Source organism: Methylobacterium brachiatum (genome assembly GCF_900113845.1).
Classification (GTDB): Bacteria; Pseudomonadota; Alphaproteobacteria; order Rhizobiales; family Beijerinckiaceae; genus Methylobacterium; species Methylobacterium brachiatum.
The window spans coordinates 23,717-49,080 of sequence record NZ_FOQW01000027.1; the positions used below are offsets into that span (position 1 = coordinate 23,717).

Genomic DNA, 25,364 nt, shown 5'->3' on the forward strand with positions numbered 1-25,364 from the left:
CGGATGCCGGCACGGGAGGGTGAGACACGCATGAATTTCGACATCTACACCGAGCGCGCCCGCGGCTTCGTCCAGGCGGCGCAGAACCTCGCGATGCGCGAGGGCCATCCGCAGCTTCAGCCGGGGCACCTGCTCAAGGTGTTGCTCGACGATCCCGAAGGCCTGTGCGCCGGTCTGATCGACCGCGCCGGCGGCCAGTCGCGGGTCGCGCTGGCGCAGACCGATCAGTGGCTGGCGAAACAGCCGAAGGTATCCGGCAACGCGTCCGCCCCGCAGGCGACGCGCGAGCTGATGCGCCTGTTCGACACCGCCGAGCAGGCGGCGAAGAAGGCCGGCGATTCCTACGTCACGGTGGAGCGCCTGCTCCTCGCTCTGGCGGTGGAGAAGGATTCCGAGGCTGGCCGCGCGCTCCAGGCGGCGGGCGTGACGCCCGCCTCTCTCAACGCGGCCATCAACGCGCTGCGCAAGGGCCGCACCGCCGACAACGCCTCGGCCGAGAACGCCTACGACGCGCTGAAGAAATATGCCCGCGACCTCACCGAGGCCGCCCGGGACGGCAAGCTCGATCCGGTGATCGGCCGCGACGAGGAGATCCGGCGGACCATCCAGGTCCTGTCCCGGCGCACCAAGAACAATCCCGTCCTGATCGGCGAGCCCGGCGTCGGCAAGACCGCGATCGTCGAGGGGCTGGCGCTGCGCATCGTCAACGGCGACGTGCCCGAGAGCCTGCGCGACAAGAGCCTGCTGGCCCTCGACATGGGCTCGCTGATCGCCGGCGCGAAGTATCGCGGCGAGTTCGAGGAGCGGCTGAAGGGCGTGCTCTCCGAGGTCACCGCGGCCGAGGGCGGGATCATCCTGTTCATCGACGAGATGCACACGCTGGTCGGCGCCGGGAAGGCGGACGGAGCGATGGACGCCTCGAACCTGCTCAAGCCCGCGCTCGCCCGCGGCGAGCTGCACTGCGTCGGCGCGACCACGCTGGACGAGTACCGCAAGCACGTCGAGAAGGACGCCGCGCTCGCCCGCCGCTTCCAGCCGGTCTTCGTGTCGGAGCCGACCGTGGAGGACACGGTCTCGATCCTGCGCGGCCTGAAGGAGAAGTACGAGCAGCACCACGGCGTGCGCATCCAGGATTCGGCCCTGGTGGCGGCGGCGACGCTCTCGAACCGCTACATCACCGACCGGTTCCTGCCCGACAAGGCGATCGACCTGATCGACGAGGCCGGCTCGCGCCTGCGCATGCAGGTCGATTCGAAGCCGGAAGAGCTCGATTCGATCGACCGCGAGATCGTGCGGCTGAAGATCGAGGCCGAGGCGCTCAAGAAGGAGACCGATTCCGCCTCGCGCGACCGGCTGGTCCGCCTGGAGAAGGAGCTGGCCGATCTCGAGGAGCGCTCGGCGTCGATCACCGCCCGGTGGAAGGCCGAGAAGGACAAGCTCGGCACGGCCGCCGGCCTCAAGAAGAAGCTCGACGAGGCGCGCAACGAGCTGGCCGCGGCCCAGCGCCAGGGCCAGTACCAGCGCGCGGGTGAGCTCGCCTACGGGGTGATCCCGGGCCTGGAGAAGCAGCTCGCCGAGATCGAGGCGAAGGCCGAGGGCAGCCGCGACGGCATGATGGAGGAGGCGGTCACGCCCGCTCACGTCGCCGGCGTGGTCTCCCGCTGGACCGGCGTGCCGGTGGACAAGATGCTGGAGGGCGAGCGCGAGAAGCTGCTGGCCATGGAGGAGGCGCTGGCGAAGCGCGTCGTCGGCCAGCGGGAGGCGGTGGAGGCGGTCTCGACCGCGGTCCGGCGCGCCCGGGCCGGGCTGCAGGACCCGAACCGGCCGATCGGCTCGTTCATGTTCCTCGGCCCCACGGGCGTCGGCAAGACCGAGCTGACCAAGGCGCTCGCCGGCTTCCTGTTCGACGACGACACGGCGCTCGTGCGCATCGACATGTCCGAGTACATGGAGAAGCACGCGGTCGCCCGCCTGATCGGCGCGCCTCCGGGCTATGTCGGCTACGAGGAAGGCGGCGCGCTGACCGAGGCGGTGCGGCGCCGGCCCTACCAGGTCGTGCTGTTCGACGAGATCGAGAAGGCGCATCCGGACGTGTTCAACGTCCTGCTGCAGGTTCTCGACGACGGCCGGCTCACGGACGGACAGGGGCGGACGGTCGATTTCCGCAACACGCTGCTGATCATGACCTCGAATCTCGGGGCCGAGTACCTGGTGAACCAGCCCGCGGGCGAGGACACCGAGGCGGTCCGCGAGGAGGTGATGAACGTGGTGCGGAGCCACTTCCGGCCGGAATTCCTGAACCGGGTCGACGAGATCATCCTGTTCCACCGCCTGGCGCGGTCGGAGATGGGCGCGATCGTCGAGATCCAGCTCGGGCGCCTGGCAAAGCTCCTGGAGGATCGCAAGATCACCCTGGACCTCGACGAGGAGGCCAAGATCTGGCTCGCCGACAAGGGCTACGACCCGGCCTATGGGGCGCGGCCGCTCAAGCGGGTGATCCAGAAGAACGTGCAGGATCCGCTGGCCGAGCTGGTCCTGTCGGGCAAGATCCACGACGGCGAGACGGTGCCGGTCCGGCTGGGCCCGATGGGCCTGATGATCGGCGACGTCACGGTCGGCGCCGAGCGCCGGCCGCCGAACGTGGCTCTGAACTGAGCGTCTCAGTCTTCGAACGGGGCGGCGCGCCGGATCAGGGCGCGCCGCCCATTTTGTCCTTTGGCTTCACGAGCCAGGGTGCGGCCCACGATCCACTGCATCAGCGGGTCGCGACGCGCCGGCCCCGGGCCAGGATCGCCATCTGCAGCGCGAGGCCCCCGGCCGCCACGGCGGCGGCCGCCGCCGGAAGGGCGGAGATACCGGCCAGCGTGACCACCACGCCGCCGAGCGCCGCGCCGGCCGCGCCGCCGAGATAATTCGCCGAGCTGTTCAGCGCGACGGCGACGCTGCCGTGGTCGGGGCGAAGGTGGAGCAGCGCATGCTGCTGGGGCGCCTGCGAGGCCCAGCCCATCGCGCCCCAGACCAGCAGCGGCAGGTAGCCGAGCAGCGAGGCGCCGAGGAGGCCCGGCAGGGAAGCGAGCGAGAGCGTCAGGGCGGCCAGGATGATCGCCATCACCCGGCGGGGATCGCGCGTCCGGTCGATGAGTGGTCCGACCGAGAAGCTTCCCACCATCCCGCCGATGCCCCAGGCCCAGAAATACGAGGCCCCGGCACCGTTGAGGCCGGCCCGGTCCAGAAGCGGCGCCAGATAGGTGTAGAGGCCGAGGCTGGCGATGGCGGTGAGGAACGTGACCGTCACCGTGGCGACCACGGGCGCGTCGGCCAGCAGGGCCACGCGCGCCCGCCAGGATGGCGGCTCGGCGGCCTCGATGTCGGGCAGGCGCGCCAGGATCGCCACCGTCGCGACGGCTCCCAGGATCGCCACCATCCAGAGCGCGCCCTGCCAGCCGAACCGGTCTGCGATCCATAGCCCGGCCGGCACGCCGATGACCGTCCCGGTGCTCATGCCGCCCAGGGTCAGCGCCAAGGCGCGCCCCTTGCGGCCGGGCTCGACCAAGGCTGCCGCCGACGCGATCGCGACCGGGGCGTACAGGCCGGCCGCGAGCCCAGCGAGCGCCCGGGCCAGGAGCAGCCCCCACAGGCCGGTCGCCAGCGCGCTCAGCGCATTGGCCAGGGTGAACACCGCGAGCGCCAGGCCGAGGATCCGGCGCACCGGCTTGCCGGCCAGGAGCGTGGCGCAGACCGGGGCGGCCAGCGCGTAGGCCAAGGTGAAGACCGTGACCGCCTGCCCGGCCTCACCGGGCTGGACGCCGAACGCAGCGCCGATCCCCGGCAGCAATCCCGCGACCACATACGCATCCAAGCCCAGGGCGAACATCCCGAACGCCAGAATCGCGATCCGCTTCATGTCTCGCCGCCCTCTTTACGATGTACGACGAAAATCGTACATAGACGCCGCCATGAGCCCACGCAAGTTCTTTCACCCCGACCTCGCGGACCTGACGCTGCACCGGGTCCTGTTCGCGCTGAGCGATCCGACCCGCTTGGCGGTCGTGTCGGAGCTGATGAAGACGGGCGAGCGCGCGTCCGGCGATCTTCTGGCCGAGAGCGTGCCGCGCTCGACCATGACGCATCATCTCAAGATCCTCCGCGAGGCCGGCGTGACGCGCACCCGGCCCGAAGGGATGCGCTGCCTGATCTCGCTGCGCCGCCAAGATATCGACGCGCGCTTTCCCGGCCTGCTCGACGCGATCATGGCCCATGGCGGCGCAGAGGCGTGAGGGCGTGCCCCTCAGCGGGTTGTCAGGGCAGGATCTTGACGGTGCAGGGCTCTGCCCGGCCGCTAAGCCTTGCGGATCGCCTGCGCCAGATCGGCCGCCTGCTCCCGGTCGCGACAGACCATCCACAGGTCGTCGTGGGCCGACAAATCCGCATCGAACAGGTCGATGAACGCCGCCGGCGGGGCGGCGAGGTCCGGCCAGTGGAAGAGGCGAAAGCCCAGCGCCTCGAAGAGAGGCAGGATCGGCGCCAGGTCCCACAGCATGCTGTTGACGACCGTCGCGTCGAGCCGCCCGGTGGCCAGGAGCGCGGCGTCCGAGATCGATCCGCCCTCGCTCCAGGGGAACCAAGCCCGCCCATAATCCAGGGTGAAGCGCTGCGCCGCGACGGCGAGCCAGCCGACATGGCCGGTGCGGCTCGGGGTGGGTTTCAGCGCGCGCAGGGCTTCCGTCCGGCGCCCGCCCCGGGTCGGCGCCCAGAACGCCCGGCCGTCATAGGCCGCGAACAGGATGCCCCGGGCCGCCTCGGCGGATTCGATGCGGGCGGGGCCGGAGCGGTCCTCGTTCCAGGCCGGCAGGTTCATCACGCCCGCGCGCGGCCACCCATCGCGGCAGGCCGCCACCATCACGCCCCAACCCGACAGCCCGCCCGCGAAGGGCCGCGTGCCGTCGATCGGGTCGCCCACGAAGGTCCAGGCATCCCGGGCGAGCATGGCCTTGGCGGCCGCGTGGCCCAGGGCGTCGGCGGTCTCCTCCTCGATCAGGTCGGGGCCGAACCGGGCGTGGAGCAGGCGGCTGACGGCGAGGTCGGCCTCGGTGAGGGCCTGGCCGAGATCCGGGCCCTTGTTGGTCATGGACAGCCCGGCCGCCCGCATCGCGAGCGCCAGCGGTGCCGCCTCCTCGGAGAAGGCGAGCATCTCGGCCAGGACGGCGTCGATCGGGGCGTCGGGCCGGATCATGCGGTGAACAGCTCGGGACGGCGCAGCATCAGCGCCTGGACCAGGACCAGGGTCTTGAGGTCGGCCAGATGGCCGGAGCGCGCCTGGTCCGCCAGGGTGGCCAGGGGCAGTTCCAGCACCTCGACCTGCTCGCCCTCGCCCGGCAATCCGCCGCCCGGTCCGACCCGGTCGGCCTGCGTGTAGGGGGCGAGGTAGAGCCACAGCCGTTCGGAGGAGACGCTCGGCATGCTGTAGGCGTGGGCCACGGGTTCGAGGCGCGCGAGCCGCAGGCCCGCCTCCTCCATCGCCTCGCGGATCGCGGTCTCCTCCGGCTCGCCGCCGTCGAGGCCCCCTGCGGGCGCCTCGTCGAGGGCCGGGGGCTCGCCCCAGAAGGCCGGGCCGACCCGGCTCTGCCGGACGAGCAGGGCGACCCGCCGCTCGGGATCGTAGGGCAGCACGCAGGCCGCCTCGCCATGGTCCTCCAGGGCCCGCGGCACCGTGCTGCCGTCAGGCTGGGTGAGCGTGGCGATGCCGAAGGTGTTCCAGCCCCTGTGGATCACCCGCAGGGGGAGAGCGGTCCGCGTGCCGGTCATGGACGGGTCAGCGCTTGGTGGTCGCGGCGGTCTGGCCGAACATCACCTTCTTGGCGTCCTCGCTCATGGTCTGGCCGTAATCGGGATTGACCTCGGGCGCCCGGGCATAGGCCGCCTGGGTGCCGGGCCGCTCCGCGATCGCGGTGAACCAGCGCTTGAGGTTGGGGTGGTCGTCGAGCTTCTGGCCCTGCTTCTCCCACGGCACGATCCACGGGTAGCAGGCCATGTCGGCGATCGAGTATTCGGAGCCTGCCACGAAGGGCCTGTCGGCCAGGCGCCGGTCGAGCACGCCGTAGAGCCGGTTGGTCTCGTTCACGTAGCGCTTGATCGCGTAGTCGATCTTCTCGGGGGCATATTGCGAGAAATGATGGTTCTGGCCGAGCATCGGCCCGAGGCCACCCATCTGCCAGAACAGCCATTGCAGCACCTCGGCCCGGCCGCGCAGATCGCCCGCGATGAAGCGCCCGGTCTTCTCGGCGAGATACAACAGGATCGCGCCCGATTCGAACAGAGAAACCGGCGCGCCGCCGTCGGCCGGCTCGTCGTCGACGATCGCCGGCATGCGGTTGTTCGGGGCGATCTTGAGAAAGTCCGGGTTGAATTGTTCGCCTTTACCGATGTTGACCGGCTTGATCCGATACGGAACGCCGGCCTCCTCGAGGAACATCGTGACCTTGTGGCCGTTCGGCGTCGGCCAATAGTACAGATCGATCATCGGCTTGTGTCCCGCTGACGCATCATCCCGGACGGTCGTGCCGGCGTTCGGAAACGATGATGCCAAAACAAAGCCCCGGCGCCTCCTCGGGGATCCGCGATCCGGAAGGAGGCCCCGGGCCCCGGCGCTGGGGAGGTGGGCCTGCGACCCGCCCCGGTCAAGCATGGTCGGAAAGGCCCGCCGCGCCCGCGCGGCCTCAGCCGCCGGCGCAGCCCTGGGTGTCCACGTAGAGGGCATAGAGCGACTGGCTCGCCGCCATGAACAGGCGGTTCCGGTGGCGGCCGCCGAAGCAGAGATTGGCGCAGCGCTCCGGCAGCCGGATGCGGCCGATCAGGCGGCCCTCCGGGTTGAACACCATCACGCCGTCGAGGGCGTGGTCGCCCATGCCCCAGCCGCACCAGAGGTTGCCGTCGGTATCGCAGCGGATCCCGTCCGGCGTGCCCGGCCCGGCATCGATCAGGACCCGGCGGTCGTGCAAGGCCCGACCGCCGACCACGTCGAAGGCGACGATGCGCCGGGTCGGCTCCCCGCGGGATTCGACGAGATAGAGACGCGATTCGTCCGGCGAGAAGCACAGGCCGTTCGGCCCGGCGATGTCGTGCGCGACCACCTCCAGGGCGCCGGTCTCCGCGTCCAGGCGGTAGACGTTCTGCGGCAGCTCGGACTCGGCCCGCTCGCCCTCGTAGAACCCGGCGATGCCGAAGGTCGGATCGGTGAACCAGACCGAACCGTCCCGGGCGGTGACGACATCGTTCGGCGAGTTGAGGCGTCTGCCGTCGAACGAATCCGCCAGCACCGTGAGCGCCCCGTCATACTCGGTGCGTACGATCCGGCGGCCGCCATGCTCGCAGGTGACGAGCCGCCCCTGCCGGTCGCGGGTGTTGCCGTTGGCGAATCCCGACGGCCTGCGGAACACGCCGATTGCGTTGCTCTCCTCGTCCCAGCGCAGGATCCGGTTGTTGGGGATGTCGCTCCACAGAAGATAGCGCCCGTCCCCGAACCAGACCGGGCCCTCGCACCAGCGGAAGCCGGTGGCGAGCCGCTCGACCGCGGCGCTGAACACCCGGTAGCGAGCGAACGAAGCGTCGAGAATCTCGACGGCCGGATCGGGATAGAGCGCGCTCGGCGTCCACACGGGGCAGATCTCCTCACACCGGCCGGCGGATCCGGCCACGGCGTGACCGCGATACAAGATCGCCGCGGAGACGCCAGACGCAACGAGCCGCGTCGTCGAGGGAGCTGCGTCCGCTGCGGATATCGAAGCAGCGTATCGAGGACCGGCGATGAGCAGCGCAACGCCGTACACGGGAGCGACGAGGACCAAGATCCCCCACCGCTGGTCACCGCGCCGCGTCTCCACCGCCCCCCAATGGATATGCAGTCGGTTCGTCGGTGCGAGAATCAGCCCTCGCCGTCCCGATAAAGACCTTAGCCGCCGTTGAATTGTCTGACAAGTGATCGAGGGATTTTTGAGCGGCACACGACTGCGGGACGGTTAATCCCGGCGCGGGATACCCCCCGTGGCCCGGTGCCCCGTTGCGCCCGAACCGGCGAAACGCTAGGGATCGGAGCCCGTAACGGGGTGTCGGGGTGTGGCGCAGTCTGGTAGCGCACCTGGTTTGGGACCAGGGGGTCGTAGGTTCGAATCCTATCGCCCCGACCATTCGATCAGGAGCTTGTCGAGACCAGATGCCGAGCGCCCGCATCTTCCGCCCGTCCCGGGACGCCACCCAGTCGGGCATGGCCCGCACCAAGCAGTGGATCCTGGAATTCGACCCGACCAGCCCGCGTGAGATCGATCCGCTGATGGGCTGGAACGGGTCGGCCGACATGATGCAGCAGGTCCGTCTGGAGTTCGACACGGAGGAGGAAGCGGTGGCCTACGCCAAGCGCGAAGGCATCGCCTACCGGGTCGAGCAGCCGGCCAAGCCGGTCTCCCGCAAGGGCCTGTCCTACTCCGACAACTTCAAGTTCAACCGCACGGCCCCCTGGACGCACTGAGCCGTCAGCGGATCGATGCCGGCGTCCGGGTTCGGCACCGGCAGGCGGCTGGCCTTCGCCCCGGGGACCTGATCTTCGGGGATCCGACTATTCCCCGCGCTGTGATGGCGCCCCGCCCTTCTCGCCCATGAGGGCGTCGCGAAGCGGTCTTGCGGCAGGCGTGGCCTGAAGCTGCACAATGCCTTGGCCTCTGCGCATCCACCGCGACGGCGCGGGACGACCGGACCGAAAGCGGTATCGTCAGCCATCGAAAGACTGAGATTGCCGGCGCAAATAGGCGGCTTAAGCCTGGCTCACCGCAGCGTTGGACGGCTCGACACGTCGAGACCGTGTCGACGACAGCGCAAACGCGGCAGACCTCGCCCATGCCAGCCGGAACGCGCCCGCGGAAGACGTGCCGCGGGTCGGGCAGCACGGGTCTTCTTCCCCTTGGCTCGGCACAATCCGAGCAGCGCCAACCCGTTCGAAACATGGGCGAAACGGCCGTTCGCGATGCCGGCCGTAGCGCCGTGGCGAGTGCGCTCCCGGGCCGGCCCGCCATGTGTCACCTTAATGCCCCAACGCGCCACATTTCGACGCCAGCGCCAGGCAAGCCCGAGCCAAACCGACGGTTTTGCGCTAAGCGTGACGGTGGGGCGGGCTTGATCGGATCCCTGCGTAACGCCGTACCTTGGCCGTTTTCGTGGCGGACATCCGGACCGTTAAGAGACCGCAAGGGCTTGTTATCGTGACAATACGTCCACCAGCGAGTTGCCCCGCGCTCCGAATCATCGGAATAGCGTCCGGACTCGCGATTTTTGCGACGAATCCTTCTATTGCCGAGACATTGGAGAGCGCTCTCGCCAAGGCTTACCAGGGCAACCCGTCTCTGAACGCCGGCCGTGCCGGCGTCCGCGCGGTCGACGAGAACGTCGCCATCGCGCAGTCGGGCTACAGGCCGCAGGTCAATGTCGGCGCCTCGATCGGCGTGCAGTATCTCCAGACCCGCAGCGGCAGCTCCGTTTCCGCGGCCGCCGGGGCGACCAGCACGGGTGCGAGCACGGCCAGCACGGGAACCACCGGCGGCGGAACCGCGGGCTCCGCCGGAGCCTCGGGCCTCGGCGGCGCGGCCGCCGGCGCCACGACCGGGATCGGGACGGGCACCGCCGCGGGCGGGCTCGGCAACACCGGCACCTCGGCGGGCGGCCTGGCCTCGAACACCGCCGGTCAGGCGGCCGGCGGCGCGACCACGACCAACGATGTGACCTCCCAGGTCGTCACGTCGAACCGGACGACGCGCACCACCTACCTGCCCAGCAGCGCGAGCCTCACCGTCTCGCAGACCATCTTCAACGGCTTCCAGACCGACAATTCCGTCCGTCGGGCCGAATCCACCGTCTACAGCCAGCGCGAGACCCTGCGGTTCACCGAGATCACGGTGCTCTACAACGCCGTCCAGGCGTATATGAACGTGCTCAGCAACACCGCGACGCTGGAGCTCAACCGGAACAACGTCGAGGTCCTGGAGGAGCAGCTGCGCCAGACGCGCGACCGCTTCAACGTCGGCGAGGTGACCCGCACCGACGTCGCCCAGGCGGAAGCCCGGCTCGCCGGCGCGCGCTCCCAGGTCAGCGCCGCGGAATCGACCCTGCGCACCAGCATCGGCGTCTACCGCCAGAATATCGGCGTTGAGCCGCGCCAGCTGGCCCCGGGCCGGCCCCTGGACCGCTACGTCCCGGTCAGCCTCGACGCGGCGATCGCCATCGGCCTGCGCGAGCATCCGCAGGTCGTCTCGGCAATCCACGCGGTCGACGGGGCCGAGGCCCAGGTCAAGATCCTGGAGGGCCAGCTCGCACCGTCGCTCAGCCTGCAGGGCTCGCTCAGCCAGCTCTACGACCAGAACGGGCCGAACCAGAGCTTCTTCGTCGGGTTCGTCGGCGGCCGGCTCAACATCCCGATCTATGAGGGCGGTCAGACCTACGCGCAGATCCGGCAGGCCAAGGAGACGGTCGGCCAGTACCGCATCCAGGTCGATCAGGTCCGCGACCAGGTCCGGGCGCAGATCGTCGATTTCTGGGGCCGGCTCGAGGCCGCCAAGGCGCAGGTCATCGCGGCCCAGGCCCAGGTCCAGGCCAACGAGGTGGCGCTGAACGGCGTGCGCGAGGAGGCCCGCGTCGGCCAGCGCACCACCCTGGACGTGCTCAACGCGCAGCAGGAATTGCTGAACTCGCGGGTGAACCTCATCCTGGCCCAGCGCGACCGGGTGATCTTCTCCTACGGCGTGGTCCAGTCGATCGGGCAGCTCACCGCCCGCTTCACCGCCCTGCCGGTGGAGTACTACAGCGCCAAGATCCACTACGACCAGGTCAAGGATCTGTGGTTCGGCCTGCGCACCCCGGACGGGCGCTGAGGTCTTTTCCACGGGGAGTGTGTTGCAGGCGCGCTTGCCGCGACGAATTGGCATGGAATACTGTTTGACGAGCGGCCCGATCGGGTCATCTTCCGAACATCCCCTGCCCGAGCGCGCCTGTTGATGAGTGCAGCGAGCCCCAAGATCCCGGACTCGAAATTCCAGGACAAGGCTGCCGAGAAGGCGCACGAGCCTTCGATGGAAGAGATCCTGGCCTCGATCCGGAGGATCATCGCGGACGATCAGGCGGCCAAGCCCGCCGAGGTCGCGCCCGCGCCGGAGCCGGACGACGTGCTCGACCTCGCCGAGGTCGCCGAGCCGGTGATGCGGCCCCGCGCCGTGGCGCCGCCGGAGCCGACGCCCGAGCCCCTCGATTTCGACGCGATCGATTTCGGGGACGAGGCCTTCGCCGAACCGGAGCCCGCGCCGGAGCCCCCGCCCGCGCGGCCGAGCCCGCCGCCGCAGCCGGAGCCGGTCTTCCAGGCCCCGCCGCGGCCGGAGCCTGAGGCCGAGACCCTGATCTCGCCGGCGACCGACGCCAGCGTCAACGGCGCCTTCAACCTGCTGGCCCACACGGTCCTGACCCAGAACGCCCGCACCCTCGAGGATCTGGTCAAGGAGATGCTCCGGCCGATGCTCAAGTCCTGGCTTGACGACAACCTGCCGGCCGTGGTCGAGCGGCTGGTGCGCGCCGAGATCGAGCGGGTCTCGCGCGGCCGCTGAGCGGCCGGCCCGCCCGCCCGAGGGTCTGCCCGGTGCCGGGCGCGTGTTGACGGACGCGGCCTGACGGTCGAAAGCGGGTCCAACCTGTTGGACGAGCGCCGGCCCATACCCGCGATGATGGACAAGACCTTCGAGCCCGCCTCCGTCGAGGCGCGGATCTCCGCCGCCTGGGCTGAGGCGGACGCCTTCCGCGCCGGCCGGCCCGAGCGCGCCGGCGCCCCGCCCTACTGCATCGTGATCCCGCCGCCGAATGTGACGGGCTCGCTGCATATGGGCCACGCGCTCAACAACACGCTCCAGGACGTGCTGTGCCGGTTCGAGCGGATGCGCGGCAAGGACGTGCTCTGGCAGCCCGGCACCGACCACGCCGGCATCGCCACCCAGATGGTGGTCGAGCGCCGGATGATGGAGCGCCAGGAGCCCGGCCGCCGCGAGATCGGCCGTGCGGCCTTCGTCGAGAAGGTCTGGGCCTGGAAGGCCGAATCCGGCGGCGCGATCGTCAACCAGCTCAAGCGGCTCGGCGCCTCCTGCGACTGGTCGCGGGAGCGCTTCACCATGGACGAGGGCCTGAGCCGCGCCGTGCTCAAGACCTTCGTGGATCTGCACCGCCAGGGGCTGATCTACCGCGACAAGCGGCTGGTGAACTGGGACCCGAAGTTCCAGACCGCGATCTCGGACCTCGAGGTCCAGCAGATCGAGACCAAGGGCCATCTCTGGCACTTCGACTATCCGGTGGTGGATGAGACCGGGGCCGAGACCGGCGCGATCATCACGGTCGCCACCACCCGGCCCGAGACGATGCTGGGCGATACCGGCATCGCGGTCCATCCCGAGGATGCGCGCTACACGGCGCTCGTCGGCAAGCAGGTCCGCCTGCCCCTGGTCGGTCGCCTGATCCCGATCGTCGCCGACGAATATTCGGATCCCGAGAAGGGCACCGGCGCGGTCAAGATCACGCCCGCCCACGATTTCAACGACTTCGATGTCGGCCGGCGGCGCAATCTCGGGGTGATCAACATCCTCGATCCCGAGGGCCGGATGCTGCTCGACGGCAATGCGGCGTTCCTGGCCGACGCGTCGCCCGATCCCGAGGCCCTGGCGCTGCACGGGCTCGATCGGGCGCAGGCCCGCAAGGAGGTCGTCGCCCTGATGGAGGCGCGCGGGCGCCTGCGCGCCATCGAGCCGAACACCCATGCGGTGCCGCACGGTGACCGCTCGGGCGTGGTCATCGAGCCCTATCTCACCGACCAATGGTACGTGAACGTCAAGCCGCTGGCCGAGCGCGCGCTCCAGGCGGTGCGCGACGGCCAGACCAAGTTCGTCCCCGAGAACTACGAGAAGATCTTCTTCCAGTGGCTCACCAATATCGAGCCCTGGTGCATCTCGCGCCAGCTCTGGTGGGGCCACCAGATCCCGGTCTGGTACGATGACGAGGGTGGGATCTTCGTGGCCGAGAGCGAGGCCGAGGCCCTGGCCCTGGCCGCGGCGAAGCACGGCAAAGCGGTGACGCTGACGCGCGACGAGGACGTCCTCGACACGTGGTTCTCCTCCGCGCTGTGGCCGTTCTCGACCCTGGGCTGGCCAGATTCGACCCCGGAACTCGCCCGCTTCTACCCGACCAACGCCCTGGTGACCGGCAAGGACATCCTGTTCTTCTGGGTCGCCCGGATGATGATGATGGGCCTGCACCTCACCGACCGGGCGCCGTTCGACACGGTCTACCTGCACACGCTGGTGCGCGACGCCTCCGGCGCCAAGATGTCGAAGTCGAAGGGCAACGTCGTCGATCCCCTGGAGTTGATCGATCAGGTCGGGGCCGATGCCCTGCGCTTCACCCTCTGCGCGCTCGCGGTCCAGGGCCGCGACATCAAGCTGTCCACCGACCGGGTCCAGGGCTACCGCAACTTCGCGACCAAGCTCTGGAACGCCGCCCGCTTCGCCGAGCTGAACGGCTGCCAGCTCGATCCCGCCTACGACCCGCGGGCGATCACCGGGGCAATCAACCGCTGGGCGCTCACCGAGGCCGCCCGGGCCGTGGGCGAGGTGACGGCGGCCCTCGAAGCCTACCGGTTCAACGATGCGGCGAGCGCCGCCTACCGGTTCGTCTGGAACATCTTCTGCGATTGGTATCTCGAGCTGGCCAAGCCCGTGCTCCAGGGCGAGGGCGTGGATCCGGCCGTCCGGGCCGAGACCCAGGCGACTGTGGCGTTCCTGATCGATCAGGTCGCAAAGCTTCTGCACCCGTTCATGCCGTTCCTCACGGAGGAGCTCTGGGCGATCAAGGGCGCGGCGCTACCCGAGCGCGGCCTCCTGACCCTCGCGGCCTGGCCGGATCTGGCCGGGCTCGCGGATGCGGGTGCCGAGGCCGAGGTCGGCTTCGTGGTCGATCTCGTCACCCAGGTCCGCTCGGCCCGTTCCGAGACCAGCGTCCCGGCCGCAGCGCAGATCCCCCTGGTGATGGTCGGGGCGTCCCCCGAGGTCCGCGCCCGGGTCGAGGCCTGGCGGGACACGCTGCTGCGGCTGGCCCGGCTCTCCGAGATCACCTTTTCGGAGACGCCGCCGAAGAACTCGGTGCAGCTTCTCGTGCGCGGCAGCGTCGCGGCCCTGCCGCTCGAAGGCATCGTCGACCTCGCCGCCGAGGTCGCGCGCCTAAAGAAGGAGCAGGGCAAGGCGCAGGGCGAGATCAAGAAGATCGACGCCAAGCTCGGCAACGCCGATTTCGTCGCCCGCGCCCCCGAGGAGATCATCGAGGAGAACCGCGAGCGCCGGGAGGCCGAGGCGGCGCGGCTCGTGAAGATCGAGGAAGCGCTGGCCCGGCTCAGCGGGGATTAGGCCGCTGGAGCGGCTGCCATAAGCCGCATCGCGTAACCTGCGCGACCTTTCGATCCCGAAGCGCCCTCAACAGCGGGCATTGAAGGAGACCGCCAGGGATCGTTGATCTTTCTGGAGGGCTCCTTCGAGGCCTACGCTTTTGCACCGGCTCCTCGGGATGAGGCCGGGGGTGGGACTGAGCCCCTGGATGGCCAAACCCAACCTCAACGGCGCGTGCCGAGCGGGCCGACGAAGGGATTGGGCGCGCTGAAGCTGCCATACGATTCGGCGGTCGAACCGCCGAAACCGTCCCCGGCCGAGCCGCGCGGATGGGTGGAATAGTCGGGCGGCACGTAGATCCCGGCGCGGTTCCTGTAGCCTAACTTCAGATTGTCCGGGTTCGTCGTCGCAACGCCGTCGTCGTAGCGCCGCGTATCGACGTCCTCGACGGGATGGCGCTTCGTCTTCGTGGATTTCAGCTTGGTCCGATCGCCGGCAGCGGGCTTTTCGTCGAAGTAGCTCCGATAATCCCCGTACCCATCGGCCGCCATCGCCCCGATGGTCGATCCGACCAGAATGGCAACCGCAAACACCGTCCTCATCGCCCCACCCTCACGCATCTCACGCGGCGCCGACCGACAGGACCGAAGGTTACGGCCGCCTGCCGGGATTGATCGGACCCTATCGCACCTTTCCGGAAGCGCCGGTGACAGGCGGCACAGGCCGCGGAGTCTTCCCGAGCCGCCGACGGGACTTGGCATTGCCTGACCGCCCTCCGGGAGCCGGACACGGCAACCTCGTCTTCGCGGAGCTGGCGCACATGTCCAAACCGTAATTTGACCGCCACGCCGGGGTCAGGCGCCGCCCGTTAGACCGATCGCATCGACCGCCGCGTTCCCGGCGGCGTCCCGATCCGTTCCAAGAGGTTGCGATCCCCATGACCGAGACCCGTCCTCAAAACCCGATCGCCGGCCGGACCTCGCGCCGCGCCCTCGCCTCGGTGGCGGCTGCCGCGCTGATCGCCGGCGGCGCCCTGGGCAGCACCCTCCCCTCCGTGACCCCGGCCTTCGCCCAGGCCCTGCCCAAGACCCCGATCGAGGCCCCGGAGCATCCGCCCGGCTCCTTCGCCGGCATCGTCAACAAGGTGAAGCCAGGCGTCGTCTCGGTGAAGGTCAAGCTCGACGATTCGGCGAGCAGCGACGACGATGACGGGCCGAGCCAGGGCCGCAACCTCCAGAACGTGCCGCCGCAGCTGCGCGAGTTCTTCCGGCGCTTCGGCCAGAACGGCCCGGGCGGCATGCCGGCCCAGCCGCAGCAGCGCCAGGGCTCGCGCGGCGCGGTCGGCTCCGGCTTCATCATCTCGGCCGACGGCTACGTCGTGACCAACAACCACGTGGTCGACCATGCCAAGACCGTGCAGGTGACCCTCGACGACGGCCGCACCCTCGACGCCAAGGTCATCGGCAAGGATGCTAAGACCGACGTCGCGCTCCTGAAGATCAACGAGGGCTCGAACTTCCCCTACGTCCAGTTCGGCAAGACCGCCCCGCAGGTCGGCGACTGGGTGGTGGCGATCGGCAACCCGTTCGGCCTCGGCGGCACCGTCACGGCCGGCATCGTCTCGGCCCGCGGCCGCGACATCGGCGCCGGCCCCTACGACGACTTCCTGCAGATCGACGCCCCGATCAACAAGGGCAATTCCGGCGGCCCGACCTTCAACGTCAACGGCGAGGTGGTCGGCGTGAACACCGCCATCGCGTCGCCCTCCGGCGGCAGCGTCGGCCTAGCCTTCGCGATCCCGGCCGAGACCGTGCAGGCGGTGGTCGACCAGCTCCGCACCGACGGCAAGGTCGCCCGCGGCTATCTCGGCGTCCAGATCCAGCCGGTGACGCAGGATATCGCCGAGGGGCTCGGTCTCGACAAGGCGAAGGGCGCCCTGGTGGATCATGCCGAGAGCGGCACCCCGGCGGCCAAGGCCGGTCTGAAGGCCGGCGACGTGATCGAGAAGGTCAACGGCGACACGGTGGACAGCGCCCGCGAGCTCTCGCGCCGGATCGCCAGCATGAAGCCCGGCGCCAAGGTCGAGCTGGGCTACCTGCGGGGCGGCAAGGCCGACACCGCGACGGTGACGCTCGGCGCCATGCCGACAGACGGCACCAAGGTCGCAAGCCGCGAGGACGATTCGGGCAACGGCCAGCCGCGGCTCGGCCTGAACCTCGCGCCGGCCGCCGATGTCGGCCTGTCCGAGCAGGGCGTCGCCGTGGTCCAGGTCGATCCGGACGGTCCGGCCGCCGCCAAGGGTATCGAGGCCGGCGACGTGATCCTCGATGTCGGCGGCCAGAGCGTGTCCCGCCCGGCCGACGTCGCGGCGCAGATCCGCGCGGCGGAATCGAGCGGCCGCAAGGCCGTGCTGATGCGGGTCAAGAGCGGAAAGGGCCAGACCCGCTTCGTGGCGGTGTCGCTGAGCAAGAACGCCGGCTGAGGCCGGTTCCCACCCGGCGCAGGATTTAGGTCTCCCGCGCCGGGCGACGCATCCGCCTGACAGACGCCGGCCGAAGAGGTCGGCGTCTTTTTTCGTTCAGACGTCAGGATTGACGCGGGGCCGGATGTCTTCTCCGGGCCTCCAGTTTCGCGTCGTCGTCGCGCGCCGAGCGACCGAGGGCCCCCGCGTTCGGAAAGGGCGCGCGTGATTGCTGGTCTATCAGCCGGACACCGGATGAGACGGCGTCGGGATCCCGAGCCCCTTCCCCAACCGCGTTCGGCACTTCCCCAACGAGGCGAACGCGGCGTTCGAATCGCGCGCCAAACGCATCAGGTCGCCGAGCCGCGCCCGTCCCCGGGCGAAGGCGAAGAACACCGCGGCGATATCGGGCTCGCCGTCCGGGGTGAGCGCCTGCGCCGCGAAGGCCGGGAGCGCCTGGTTGGCGGGGTCGCAGATCACCCGCAGGGCCGCGAAGGGTAGGCCGTGGCGGCCCGCGAAGGCGGCGGCCACGTGGGATTCCATGTCGACGGCGGCGGCGCCGGTCTGAGCGCGCAGCTCCGCCTTGCCGTCGATACCGAGGATCGCGGTGTCGACGCCTGCGAGGTCGGCGGGGATCACCCGGGGGCCGATCCCCGCAAGGGCGTTGAGGAGGGTGGCCGAGAGGTCGAGATCGGCCGCGCGCCGGCCTTCCTCGCCGACGATTCCCGTCCCGACCACCACGTCGCCGGGTTTCAGGGAGGGGTCGAGGCCGCCCGCGATGCCGAAGCTGATCACCGCCCGGCAACCGGGCTGCGGGCGGGCGTCGAGGAGCTGACGGAGGCGGTGCGGGTTGCCGCCGGCGCCGACCGCCTCGACCCCCTCCCCGGCCGCGAGACGGCGCTCGCGGGCGAGACCGGTGACGGCGAGGACGGGGGCGGCGGGATCGATCATGGCGCGCTGGTGGACCAGTCCGGCGAGCTCCGCAAGGAGCCGCGAGCGCCGGGGGGCCGGCGCCGCGGGATCGTCGTCGGAGGTGGCCACGTGCGGGATACCGGGGTTCGCGGGCGGGAGGAGGTTGCGATCCGCTCCGGCGTCGTCCCGAACGGTGGCGCCGGCCCGGGGGCCGGCGCCGGGCGCGTCACATGCCGAACTGGACGCGGCGGCTGTTGGTGCGCTTGAGGTTGCGGTAGCGGGCCATCGCCCAGAGCGGGAAGAACTTCGGGTAGCCATGGTACCGCAGGTAGAACACCCGCGGGAAGCCGGTGGCGGTGTAGCGCTCCTCGTTCCAGAACCCGTCCGCCCCCTGCGTGCGGGTCAGGAAGTTAATCCCGCGGGTCACGGCCGGGTCGTCGACCGCGCCGGCCGCCATCAGGGCGAGCAGCGCCCAGGCGGTCTGCGAGGCCGTGGACGAGCCCGCCTCGAAGGCCGGGTCGATCTTGTACGAGGAGGCGTCCTCGCCCCATCCGCCATCCGGGTTCTGGATGCGGATCAGCCACGACACCGCCCGCTGGATCCGCGGATCGGCGGAATCCACCCCGGCGGCGTTCAGGGCGCACAGCACCGACCAGGTGCCGTAGATGAAGTTCATGCCCCAGCGGCCGTACCAGGAGCCGTCCTCCTCCTGGTCGTTCAGCAGGTAGTTCACGCCGCGATCGAGCGCCCGGGAGGTCTCCCGGGTCTCACCGAGCTGCGCCAGCATCCCGACCACGCGGGCGGTCACGTCCGCGGTCGGCGGGTCGAGCAGCGCGCCGTGGTCCGAGAACGGGATGTGGTTGAGGTACATGTGGTTGTTGTCGGCATCGAACGCCGCCCAGCCGCCATCCTCCGACTGCAGGCCCTCGACCCATTCCCGCGCGCGGGCGATCGAGGCCTTGTAGTCCGGCATGCCGGCGACCAGCCCGTGCTGGCGCATGGCCCGGTCCATCGCCATCACCACAACGGCGGTGTCGTCGAGGTCGGGATAATGGGGGTTGGCGTACTGGAACGCCCAGCCGCCGGGGCGGACCTTCGGCTTGCGCGCCGCCCAGTCGCCGACGATGTCGAGCACCTGGCGGGGCTTCAGCCAGTCGAGGCCGGCGCGGGCCTGGGCCTCGGCCTCGGGGCCGCCGGCCTCGAGCAGGGCGTGGCTAGCCAGCGCCGTATCCCAGACCGGCGAGACGCAGGGCTGGACGTAGGCCTCGTCGGCCTTCTCGACCACGAGCTTCTCGATGGCGTCGCAGGCCACCCGCACCTGCGGGTGATCGGGCCGGTAGCCCATCACCTCGTACATCAGCACCGAGTTGACCATGGCGGGGAAGATCGCGCCCAGCCCATCCTCGCCGTTCAGGCGCTCGCTGACCCAGGCGCGGGCCTTCTCCATGGCCCGCTGGCGGCTCTTGCGCGGCAGGCGGTCCTCGACCAGCTGCAGCATCCGGTCGATGAAGCCGAAGATCGGCGTCCACGGCCAGGTGGCGTGCGGCGAGCCCGGCCAGGTGCGGACGCTCTCGGGCGGGGTGATGAACAGCTCCTGGACGCTGATCCCGCGCGGGTTGCGGGCGCGCGGCTTGGTCGCCTGGAGCACGAACAGCGGCACCACGGTGGTGCGGGCCCAGTAGCTGATCTTGTCGAGGTGGAACGGGAACCACTTCGGCAGGAACATCACCTCCACGGGCATCACCGGCACGGCGCGCCAGGGCACCTCGCCGTAGAGGGCCAGCATGAAGCGAGTGAAGACGTTGGCGTTGGCGGCGCCGCCGCGGGACAGGATCGCCTCGCGGGCCCGGCGCATATACGGCGCCTCGATATCCTCGCCGATCATCTTGAGGGCGAAATACGCCTTGACCGTGCAGCTCATGTCGAACGGACCCTCGTGGACGAGGGCCCAGCCGCCGTGCCGGCCTTGGGTGCGGCGCAGGTAATTGCCGATCTTGGCCTCGAGGCCGTCGGGCACCGGCGTGCCGCGGAAATGGTGGAACAGGACGTATTCGGACGGGATCGTGGCATCCGCCTCGAGCTCGAAGCAGATATGCCCGTCGTCATGCGCCAGGTTGATCAGCGAGCGCGTCGCCTGCGCCACGCCGCGCTCGACGTCGTCGAGCGAGATCCCCTGGGTCTTCGAGCGCTGAAGCGGCTCGACCTTGCTTACGGCCTCTCTCATGGTCCTCGCCTCGAACGGCCGCTGCGACGCGGCCGCCATGCCTCAAGCGGCGCCCAATGCGCCTGATACCGGCGCGCGTAGCCCGGCGCGCACGGAGGATCCGTGACGCAGCGCACGCGCGGCCGTCTTGCCCGAGCGGATCGCTCCCTCGATCGTCGATGGCAGACCGGTGGCGGTCCAATCGCCTGCCAGGACGAGATTTTCGTAGGCGGTTTCGGCCCCCGAACGACGCGCGGCCTCGGCCGGCGTCGCCGCGAAGGTCGCACGCTTCTCCTTTACGATCTGCCAGCTGGGCAGTTCCGGGGCAAGACTGCACAACTGTGCGATCTCCCCCCAGATCTGGCGGGCCAGGTCTTCCCGGGGCACGTCGAGGAGCCGGTCTGCACCGCTAATCGTGACCGAGTACCGGTCCGGATAGGCGAAAAGCCACTCCGTGAGGGCGTTTACGACGCCGAGAACGAGCGGGCTGCCGGGCTTCGGCGCCAGGGCGAAATGCGCGTTCACGATGGAGCGGAATTCCACCGGGGCGAGGAGACCGGGCAACACCTCCCGGGCGACCCAGGGCGGCAGGGCGAGCACGATTCCGTCCTCGGGGCCGATCGGCTCGGGGCCGTCGGAGAACAGGAGCTGCCCGACGCGGCCGTCTGTCCCCTCAAGGCCGCGCAGGCGCCGGCCGACGCGGATCTCGCAGCTCCGGGCGGTCAGGTAGCGCAGGGCCGGGTCCACGAAGGCGTAGGACAGGCCCTCGACCGCTACCAGCGGCCGGCAGGCCTTGCCGCCGGCACCCAGGGTCTCGCGCAGGATCCGGGCAGCCAGCCCGACATCGCTGTCCCGCGGCTCGGTGTTGAGCGCGGCCAGCAGGACCGGGTGCCAGAGCCGGGCGTAGAGATCGCCCTCGCAGGCCATGCTCTCGCCGATCGTGCCGCCCGCCCCCTCCGGCTTGCCGGAGGCCGCGCGCAGGATCCCGAGCGGGGCGAGATAGTCCCGGGCCCGGGTGCCGGGGACGCGCCGCGACGGGCTCATCACCCACCAGGGCAGCCGCCCGGCATTGGGGCGCAGGCGCCAGGTCTCGCCGGTCTTCAGGTCGGCGAAGTCGAACGCCGCCTCGTCGGGGCCGACGAGCGCGTCAGCGGGGGCGCCGACGGTCTTGAGGAAGCCCAGCGCGTCGGCATTGCCCGACAGCAGCAGGTGGTTGCCGTTGTCGATGGTCAGCCCGAGGGCCGGATCGTAATAGGAGCGGCAGCGCCCGCCGGCCTGCTTGGCGGCCTCGTGCAGCACCACCTGGGCGCCGGTCTCGGCCAGCGCGACGGCCGCGGAGAGGCCGGCCAGGCCGGCACCGACGACGTGGATGCGTCCCATCAGATCAGGCCATGCCGGAGGACGACCGCGAGCAGCGCGAGCTTGCCAGGCTTCACCCGGGCGCGGGGCATCGCCCAGCCGCGCGCGATCACCGCCTTGAGGTAGAGGTGGTAGGCCGCCGCCATCAGCCGGGCGGCCTTGGTGGCCTTGCGCGGGCTGCGCCGGATGATCTCCCAGGTCGCCTGGTAATGCTCCTCGGCCTCCCGGGCCACCGACAGGCAGACCTCGCCGATGCGCGGATGGCTGATCGCCTCCATGGGGGTCGGATCGGTCAGGCCGATGGCGGCCAGCTTCTCCCGGGGCAGGTAGAGGCGCCCGCGCTCGGCATCCTCGTCGATGTCCCGGAGGATGTTGGTGAGCTGGAGCGCCCGGCCCTGGTGCCAGGCGAGCCGGATCCCGTCCGCCTCCGGCATGCCGAAGATCCGCACCGACAGCCGCCCGACCGCGCTCGCGACCCGGTCGCAGTAGAGGTCCAGGGTCTCGGCGTCGGGGGCGACGATGTCCTCGACCGCATCCATGGCCATGCCGTCGATGACGGCCTGGAAATCCTCGCGCTTGAGGTCGTAGCGGCGCACGGGTTCGACGAGGTCGCGCACCCGCGGCGCCGGCCGGCCGGCATAGAGCGCGTCGATGTCAGCGCGCCAGCGGTCGAGCTCGACCTGGCGCACCGCCCGGGGGCCGCCATCGTCGGCGACGTCGTCGACGGCGCGGCAGAAGGCGTAGACGGCATACATCGCCTCGCGCCGCTCCTTCGGAAGCAGGCGCATGGCCGTGTAGAACGAGGAGCCGGCGGCCGGCAGGGCCGGGGCGGCGGAATCCTCGGCGGGGGCGGTGGTCGCGGTGGCGCTCACGAGCGGATTCCCTGAGCCGCGCCCCGCACGATCCGGCCCCGGAAGGGCCGGCGCGCCAGGGTGGCGGCGACGCCGCCGAGCGCGGTGAGCGCGAAGGCGGCCTTGCCGTGATGGACTTTTTCCGAGAGCGGATCGCGCGTGGTCAGCCCCTTGGCGAGCACCACGGCGAGGCGGTGGATCGCGGCGATCTCCAGGGAGAGCCGCAGATCGTCGATCAGGTCGGGGAGGACGGCGCCCTCCTCGAGCAGGTCGAGGCAGCGCTGCGCCAGCTCGGCGATCACCGCCCGGAGAGGCGGGCTCGCCTGCGGCGCCCCGAGCATCGCCACCGTGGCGCCGTGCCGGTCGAGGGCGTCCTGCGGGAGGTAGACCCGGTCGAGGTCGGCGTAATCCTTGCCGCAATCCTGAAGGTGGTTGATGATCTGGAGCGCCGCGCAGATCGCGTCGGAGGCCGGCCAGACCCGGGCCGGGTCCTCGCCGTGCACGTCGAGCACGAAGCGCCCGACCGGCATCGCTGAGTAGCGGCAATAATGGATCAGCTCGTCCCAGTTGGCCGTGCGGTTCTTGCGCGCGTCCATCCGGAACGCGTCGAGCAGTTCGAGCGCGTGGCGGGGCGGCAGGCCCCGTGCGGCGAGCTCGCGCTTGAGCGGCTCCGCCTCGGGGTCGGACGGGCCGGCGCCGGTGAGCGCATCGGCCAGCCGGTCGAGCAGCGCGAGCTTGCGCTCGGACGTAAGGTCCGCGTGGTCGGCCACGTCGTCGCCGGCGCGGACAAAATTGTAGAAGGCCAGGATCGCGCCGCGGTGGCGCGGGTGGATCAGGTGCGAGGCGACCGGAAAGTTCTCGTCGCGGTGGCCCTTGCCGGAGCGCGCCGCGGTCGCGGTGTCGAGCTGGCTCATCCGAGATACCCGGCCTGGCGGAACCACGTGATCGCGTCGGACAGGCCCTCGCGATAGGGCCGCGCCGTATAGCCCAGCTCCGCCCGGGCCTTCTTGTCGGAGAAGAACATCCGGTAGCGGGACATGCGGATGCCGTCGATGGTGGCGAACGGCTGGCGGCCGGTGACCCGGGCGGCGAGCTGAGCGAAGAACGCCACCGGGTAGACCGCGGCCCGCGGCAGGTTCACGGTCGGGGGCTTGCGGCCGACCATGCCGGCGATGTCGGCGAGCATCTGCGACAGGAACACGTCCTCGCCGCCGAGGATGTAGCGCTCACCGATCCGGCCCTTGCGCAGAGCGAGCAGGTGGCCCTGGGCGACGTCGTCGACATGGGCGAGGTTGAGCCCGGTATCGACGAAGGCCGGCATCTTTCCGAGCGCCGCCTCCTGGATGATCCGGCCGGTCGGCGTCGGCTTGACGTCCCGGGGACCGATCGGCGTCGACGGGTTGACGATCACCGCCTGCAAGCCGTCCCGGGCGATCATCTCCTCCACCACGCGCTCGGCCACGACCTTGCTGCGCTTGTAGGCGCCGATGGCGGTCTCCGGCGTCAGCGGCATGGTCTCGTCGGAGGGGGTGACCCCGTCGGCCGGCGGTTTGATGGTGGCGACGCTCGACGTGTAGACCACCCGCTCGACTTGCGCATCGAGGGCCGCGCGCATCATCAGGCGGGTGCCGTCGCGGTTGGTGCGGACGATCTCTTCCATATCCGGCGCCCAGAGCCGGTAATCGGCGGCGGCGTGGATAAGGTAGCGCTGGCCGCGCATGGCGGCGGCCACGGCCGCCGGATCGCGCATGTCGCCCTCGGCGATCTCGACGTCGGTCCAGGTCAGGTTCCGGCGCGGGCTCGAAGCGCGCACGAGGATACGCACCGGGAAGCCGGCCCGGCGGAACACGTCGACCAGGGCTGAGCCGAGGAACCCGCTCGCGCCGGTGATCAGCACGGGGCCGACCTCGGACGGGCCGGAGGAAGTGGCCTCTACCATCACATGTTCAAAGCGTTGCGGAATGCCGGCGCGGGCGGGGGACCCCGCCACGCCGCGCTTGTGTCATCGAACCGTCCGGGCGGCAAGCGAGGCGCGGAACCGCGTCCCCCGCCCGCTCGCGCCGGGATCAGGCCAGGCGCAGGCGCGAGCGGCCTTCCTTGCGCTCCGGCAAAGTCGCCAGCGCGGTCTTGACGATGGTGGCGGCGTCGAGGCCGGCCTCGGCGTACATCTTCTCCGGGCTGTCGTGGTCCTGGTACAGGTCCGGCAGCGTCAGCGTCCGAACCCGGACCCGGCCCGCATCCAGCGCGCCCCGCTCCGACAGCAGGTGCAGCACCATCGCGCCGAACCCGCCGCGCGAGCCCTCCTCGATGGTGATCAGAACCTCGTGGCTCTGCGCCAGATCCAGGATCAGCGCCTCGTCCAAAGGCTTGGCGAAGCGCGCATCCGCCACGCTCACCGCAACGCCCTGCTCCGACAGCGTATCGGCCGCCTTCAAGGCCTCGGACAGCCGCGTGCCCAAGCTGAGGATCGCCACCCGCGCCTCCGCATCCTGGCGCACCATCCGGCCCTTGCCGATCGCCAGAACCGCGCCCCGCTCCGGCAGCTCGACGCCCACGCCCTCGCCGCGCGGGTAGCGCAGCGCGATCGGACCGCTGTCATGCGCGTGCGCGGTCGCCACCATGTGCACCAGCTCGGCCTCGTCGGCCGCCGCCATCACGGTCATGTTCGGCAGGCAGCACAGATACGCCAGGTCGAAGGCCCCCGCATGGGTCGCCCCGTCGGCGCCGACCAGCCCGGCCCGGTCCAGGCAGAACCGCACCGGCAGGTTCTGCAGCGCCACGTCGTGCACGACCTGATCGTAGGCCCGCTGCAGGAAGGTCGAGTAGATCGCCACGAACGGCCGGTAGCCCTCCGTCGCCAGGCCGCCGGCAAACGTCACCGCGTGCTGCTCGGCGATGCCGACGTCGAAGGTCTTGTCCGGATGCGCCTTGCCGAACAGGTCGATCCCGGTGCCGCCGGGCATCGCCGCGGTGATCGCCACGACCTTGTCGTCGGCATCCGCCGCCTTGATCAGGCTCTCGCCGAACACGCGGGTATAGGCCGGGGCGTTCGGCTTGGCCTTGGCCTGGACCCCTGAGACCACGTCGAACTTGACCACGCCGTGATACCGGTCGGCCGAGGCCTCGGCCGGGGC

Annotated in this window: 20 protein-coding genes and 1 tRNA gene; 8 read left to right on the plus strand and 13 right to left on the minus strand. The window is 70.5% G+C overall.

Features of this window, described 5'->3' with window-relative positions:
- Positions 1 to 30 precede the first annotated feature (30 nt).
- Positions 31 to 2,655: an ATP-dependent chaperone ClpB gene (clpB, locus tag BMZ47_RS25830; protein WP_091865065.1), complete on the plus strand. Its 2,625-nt coding sequence runs from the start codon at positions 31 to 33 to the stop codon at positions 2,653 to 2,655.
- 100 nt (positions 2,656 to 2,755) lie between these two features.
- On the opposite strand, the gene BMZ47_RS25835 is transcribed toward clpB, so the two are convergent.
- Positions 2,756 to 3,904, minus strand: a complete 1,149-nt coding sequence (locus tag BMZ47_RS25835) for an MFS transporter (protein WP_091865067.1) — start codon at positions 3,902 to 3,904, stop codon at positions 2,756 to 2,758.
- Between the two features lie 52 nt (positions 3,905 to 3,956).
- On the opposite strand from BMZ47_RS25835, the gene BMZ47_RS25840 reads away from it, so the two are divergent.
- Positions 3,957 to 4,277, plus strand: coding sequence for an ArsR/SmtB family transcription factor (locus BMZ47_RS25840; protein ID WP_007561810.1), 321 nt, complete (start codon positions 3,957 to 3,959; stop codon positions 4,275 to 4,277).
- A gap of 62 nt (positions 4,278 to 4,339) precedes the next feature.
- Here BMZ47_RS25840 and BMZ47_RS25845 read toward each other — a convergent pair whose 3' ends face one another.
- The 4 genes from BMZ47_RS25845 to BMZ47_RS25860 all read right to left on the minus strand — a co-directional run bounded on the left by BMZ47_RS25845 (position 4,340) and on the right by BMZ47_RS25860 (position 7,655).
- Positions 4,340 to 5,233 (minus strand): inositol monophosphatase family protein, encoded by an 894-nt coding sequence (locus BMZ47_RS25845; protein WP_091865069.1) that lies wholly within the window; start codon positions 5,231 to 5,233, stop codon positions 4,340 to 4,342.
- The gene (locus BMZ47_RS25850; RefSeq protein WP_091865072.1) at positions 5,230 to 5,805 is read right to left on the minus strand and encodes an NUDIX domain-containing protein; all 576 of its coding nucleotides are present in this window, start codon (positions 5,803 to 5,805) and stop codon (positions 5,230 to 5,232) included. The genes BMZ47_RS25845 and BMZ47_RS25850 overlap by 4 nt, the downstream gene beginning before the upstream one ends.
- A gap of 7 nt (positions 5,806 to 5,812) precedes the next feature.
- Positions 5,813 to 6,520: a glutathione S-transferase N-terminal domain-containing protein gene (locus tag BMZ47_RS25855; protein WP_007561804.1), complete on the minus strand. Its 708-nt coding sequence runs from the start codon at positions 6,518 to 6,520 to the stop codon at positions 5,813 to 5,815.
- Positions 6,521 to 6,716: 196 nt separating this feature from the next.
- Positions 6,717 to 7,655 (minus strand): SMP-30/gluconolactonase/LRE family protein, encoded by a 939-nt coding sequence (locus BMZ47_RS25860; RefSeq protein WP_091865074.1) that lies wholly within the window; start codon positions 7,653 to 7,655, stop codon positions 6,717 to 6,719.
- A 451-nt stretch (positions 7,656 to 8,106) separates the two neighbouring features.
- Here BMZ47_RS25860 and BMZ47_RS25865 point away from each other — a divergent pair.
- The 5 genes from BMZ47_RS25865 to BMZ47_RS25885 all read left to right on the plus strand — a co-directional run bounded on the left by BMZ47_RS25865 (position 8,107) and on the right by BMZ47_RS25885 (position 14,465).
- Positions 8,107 to 8,183, plus strand: a tRNA-Pro gene (locus BMZ47_RS25865).
- A gap of 26 nt (positions 8,184 to 8,209) precedes the next feature.
- A complete protein-coding gene (locus tag BMZ47_RS25870; RefSeq protein WP_007561800.1) occupies positions 8,210 to 8,521 on the plus strand; it encodes an ETC complex I subunit in 312 nt (103 codons plus the stop codon).
- 826 nt (positions 8,522 to 9,347) lie between these two features.
- Positions 9,348 to 10,910 carry a TolC family outer membrane protein gene (locus tag BMZ47_RS25875; RefSeq protein WP_268868441.1) on the plus strand — a complete coding sequence of 521 codons (1,563 nt, stop codon included), beginning with the start codon at positions 9,348 to 9,350 and terminating at the stop codon, positions 10,908 to 10,910.
- A 123-nt stretch (positions 10,911 to 11,033) separates the two neighbouring features.
- Positions 11,034 to 11,633, plus strand: coding sequence for a PopZ family protein (locus BMZ47_RS25880; protein WP_208601117.1), 600 nt, complete (start codon positions 11,034 to 11,036; stop codon positions 11,631 to 11,633).
- A 114-nt stretch (positions 11,634 to 11,747) separates the two neighbouring features.
- Positions 11,748 to 14,465 carry a valine--tRNA ligase gene (locus BMZ47_RS25885; RefSeq protein WP_091865077.1) on the plus strand — a complete coding sequence of 906 codons (2,718 nt, stop codon included), beginning with the start codon at positions 11,748 to 11,750 and terminating at the stop codon, positions 14,463 to 14,465.
- Positions 14,466 to 14,668: 203 nt separating this feature from the next.
- Here BMZ47_RS25885 and BMZ47_RS25890 read toward each other — a convergent pair whose 3' ends face one another.
- Positions 14,669 to 15,046: a hypothetical protein gene (locus BMZ47_RS25890; RefSeq protein ID WP_139221074.1), complete on the minus strand. Its 378-nt coding sequence runs from the start codon at positions 15,044 to 15,046 to the stop codon at positions 14,669 to 14,671.
- Between the two features lie 335 nt (positions 15,047 to 15,381).
- Here BMZ47_RS25890 and BMZ47_RS25895 point away from each other — a divergent pair, with 335 nt between their 5' ends.
- Positions 15,382 to 16,926: a Do family serine endopeptidase gene (locus tag BMZ47_RS25895; protein WP_007561776.1), complete on the plus strand. Its 1,545-nt coding sequence runs from the start codon at positions 15,382 to 15,384 to the stop codon at positions 16,924 to 16,926.
- Positions 16,927 to 17,145: 219 nt separating this feature from the next.
- On the opposite strand, the gene BMZ47_RS25900 is transcribed toward BMZ47_RS25895, so the two are convergent.
- The 7 genes from BMZ47_RS25900 to BMZ47_RS25930 form a co-directional block, all read right to left on the minus strand.
- Complete coding sequence (locus BMZ47_RS25900) at positions 17,146 to 17,946, minus strand: phosphorylase (RefSeq protein WP_091865081.1); 801 nt, start codon at positions 17,944 to 17,946, stop codon at positions 17,146 to 17,148.
- A gap of 97 nt (positions 17,947 to 18,043) precedes the next feature.
- Complete coding sequence (gene shc / locus BMZ47_RS25905) at positions 18,044 to 20,041, minus strand: squalene--hopene cyclase (RefSeq protein WP_007561772.1); 1,998 nt, start codon at positions 20,039 to 20,041, stop codon at positions 18,044 to 18,046.
- 42 nt (positions 20,042 to 20,083) lie between these two features.
- Positions 20,084 to 21,400: a hydroxysqualene dehydroxylase HpnE gene (gene hpnE / locus BMZ47_RS25910; protein WP_091865083.1), complete on the minus strand. Its 1,317-nt coding sequence runs from the start codon at positions 21,398 to 21,400 to the stop codon at positions 20,084 to 20,086.
- Positions 21,400 to 22,251: a presqualene diphosphate synthase HpnD gene (hpnD, locus tag BMZ47_RS25915; protein ID WP_091865085.1), complete on the minus strand. Its 852-nt coding sequence runs from the start codon at positions 22,249 to 22,251 to the stop codon at positions 21,400 to 21,402. Before hpnD ends, hpnE begins: the two co-directional genes overlap by 1 nt.
- Positions 22,248 to 23,144 (minus strand): squalene synthase HpnC, encoded by an 897-nt coding sequence (gene hpnC / locus BMZ47_RS25920; RefSeq protein WP_091865087.1) that lies wholly within the window; start codon positions 23,142 to 23,144, stop codon positions 22,248 to 22,250. The genes hpnD and hpnC overlap by 4 nt, the downstream gene beginning before the upstream one ends.
- Positions 23,141 to 24,169 carry a hopanoid-associated sugar epimerase gene (gene hpnA, locus BMZ47_RS25925; RefSeq protein WP_091865089.1) on the minus strand — a complete coding sequence of 343 codons (1,029 nt, stop codon included), beginning with the start codon at positions 24,167 to 24,169 and terminating at the stop codon, positions 23,141 to 23,143. Before hpnA ends, hpnC begins: the two co-directional genes overlap by 4 nt.
- Positions 24,170 to 24,296: 127 nt before the next feature.
- The coding region (locus tag BMZ47_RS25930; protein ID WP_280142767.1) for a transketolase C-terminal domain-containing protein at positions 24,297 to 25,364 on the minus strand (1,068 nt) is incomplete at its 5' end.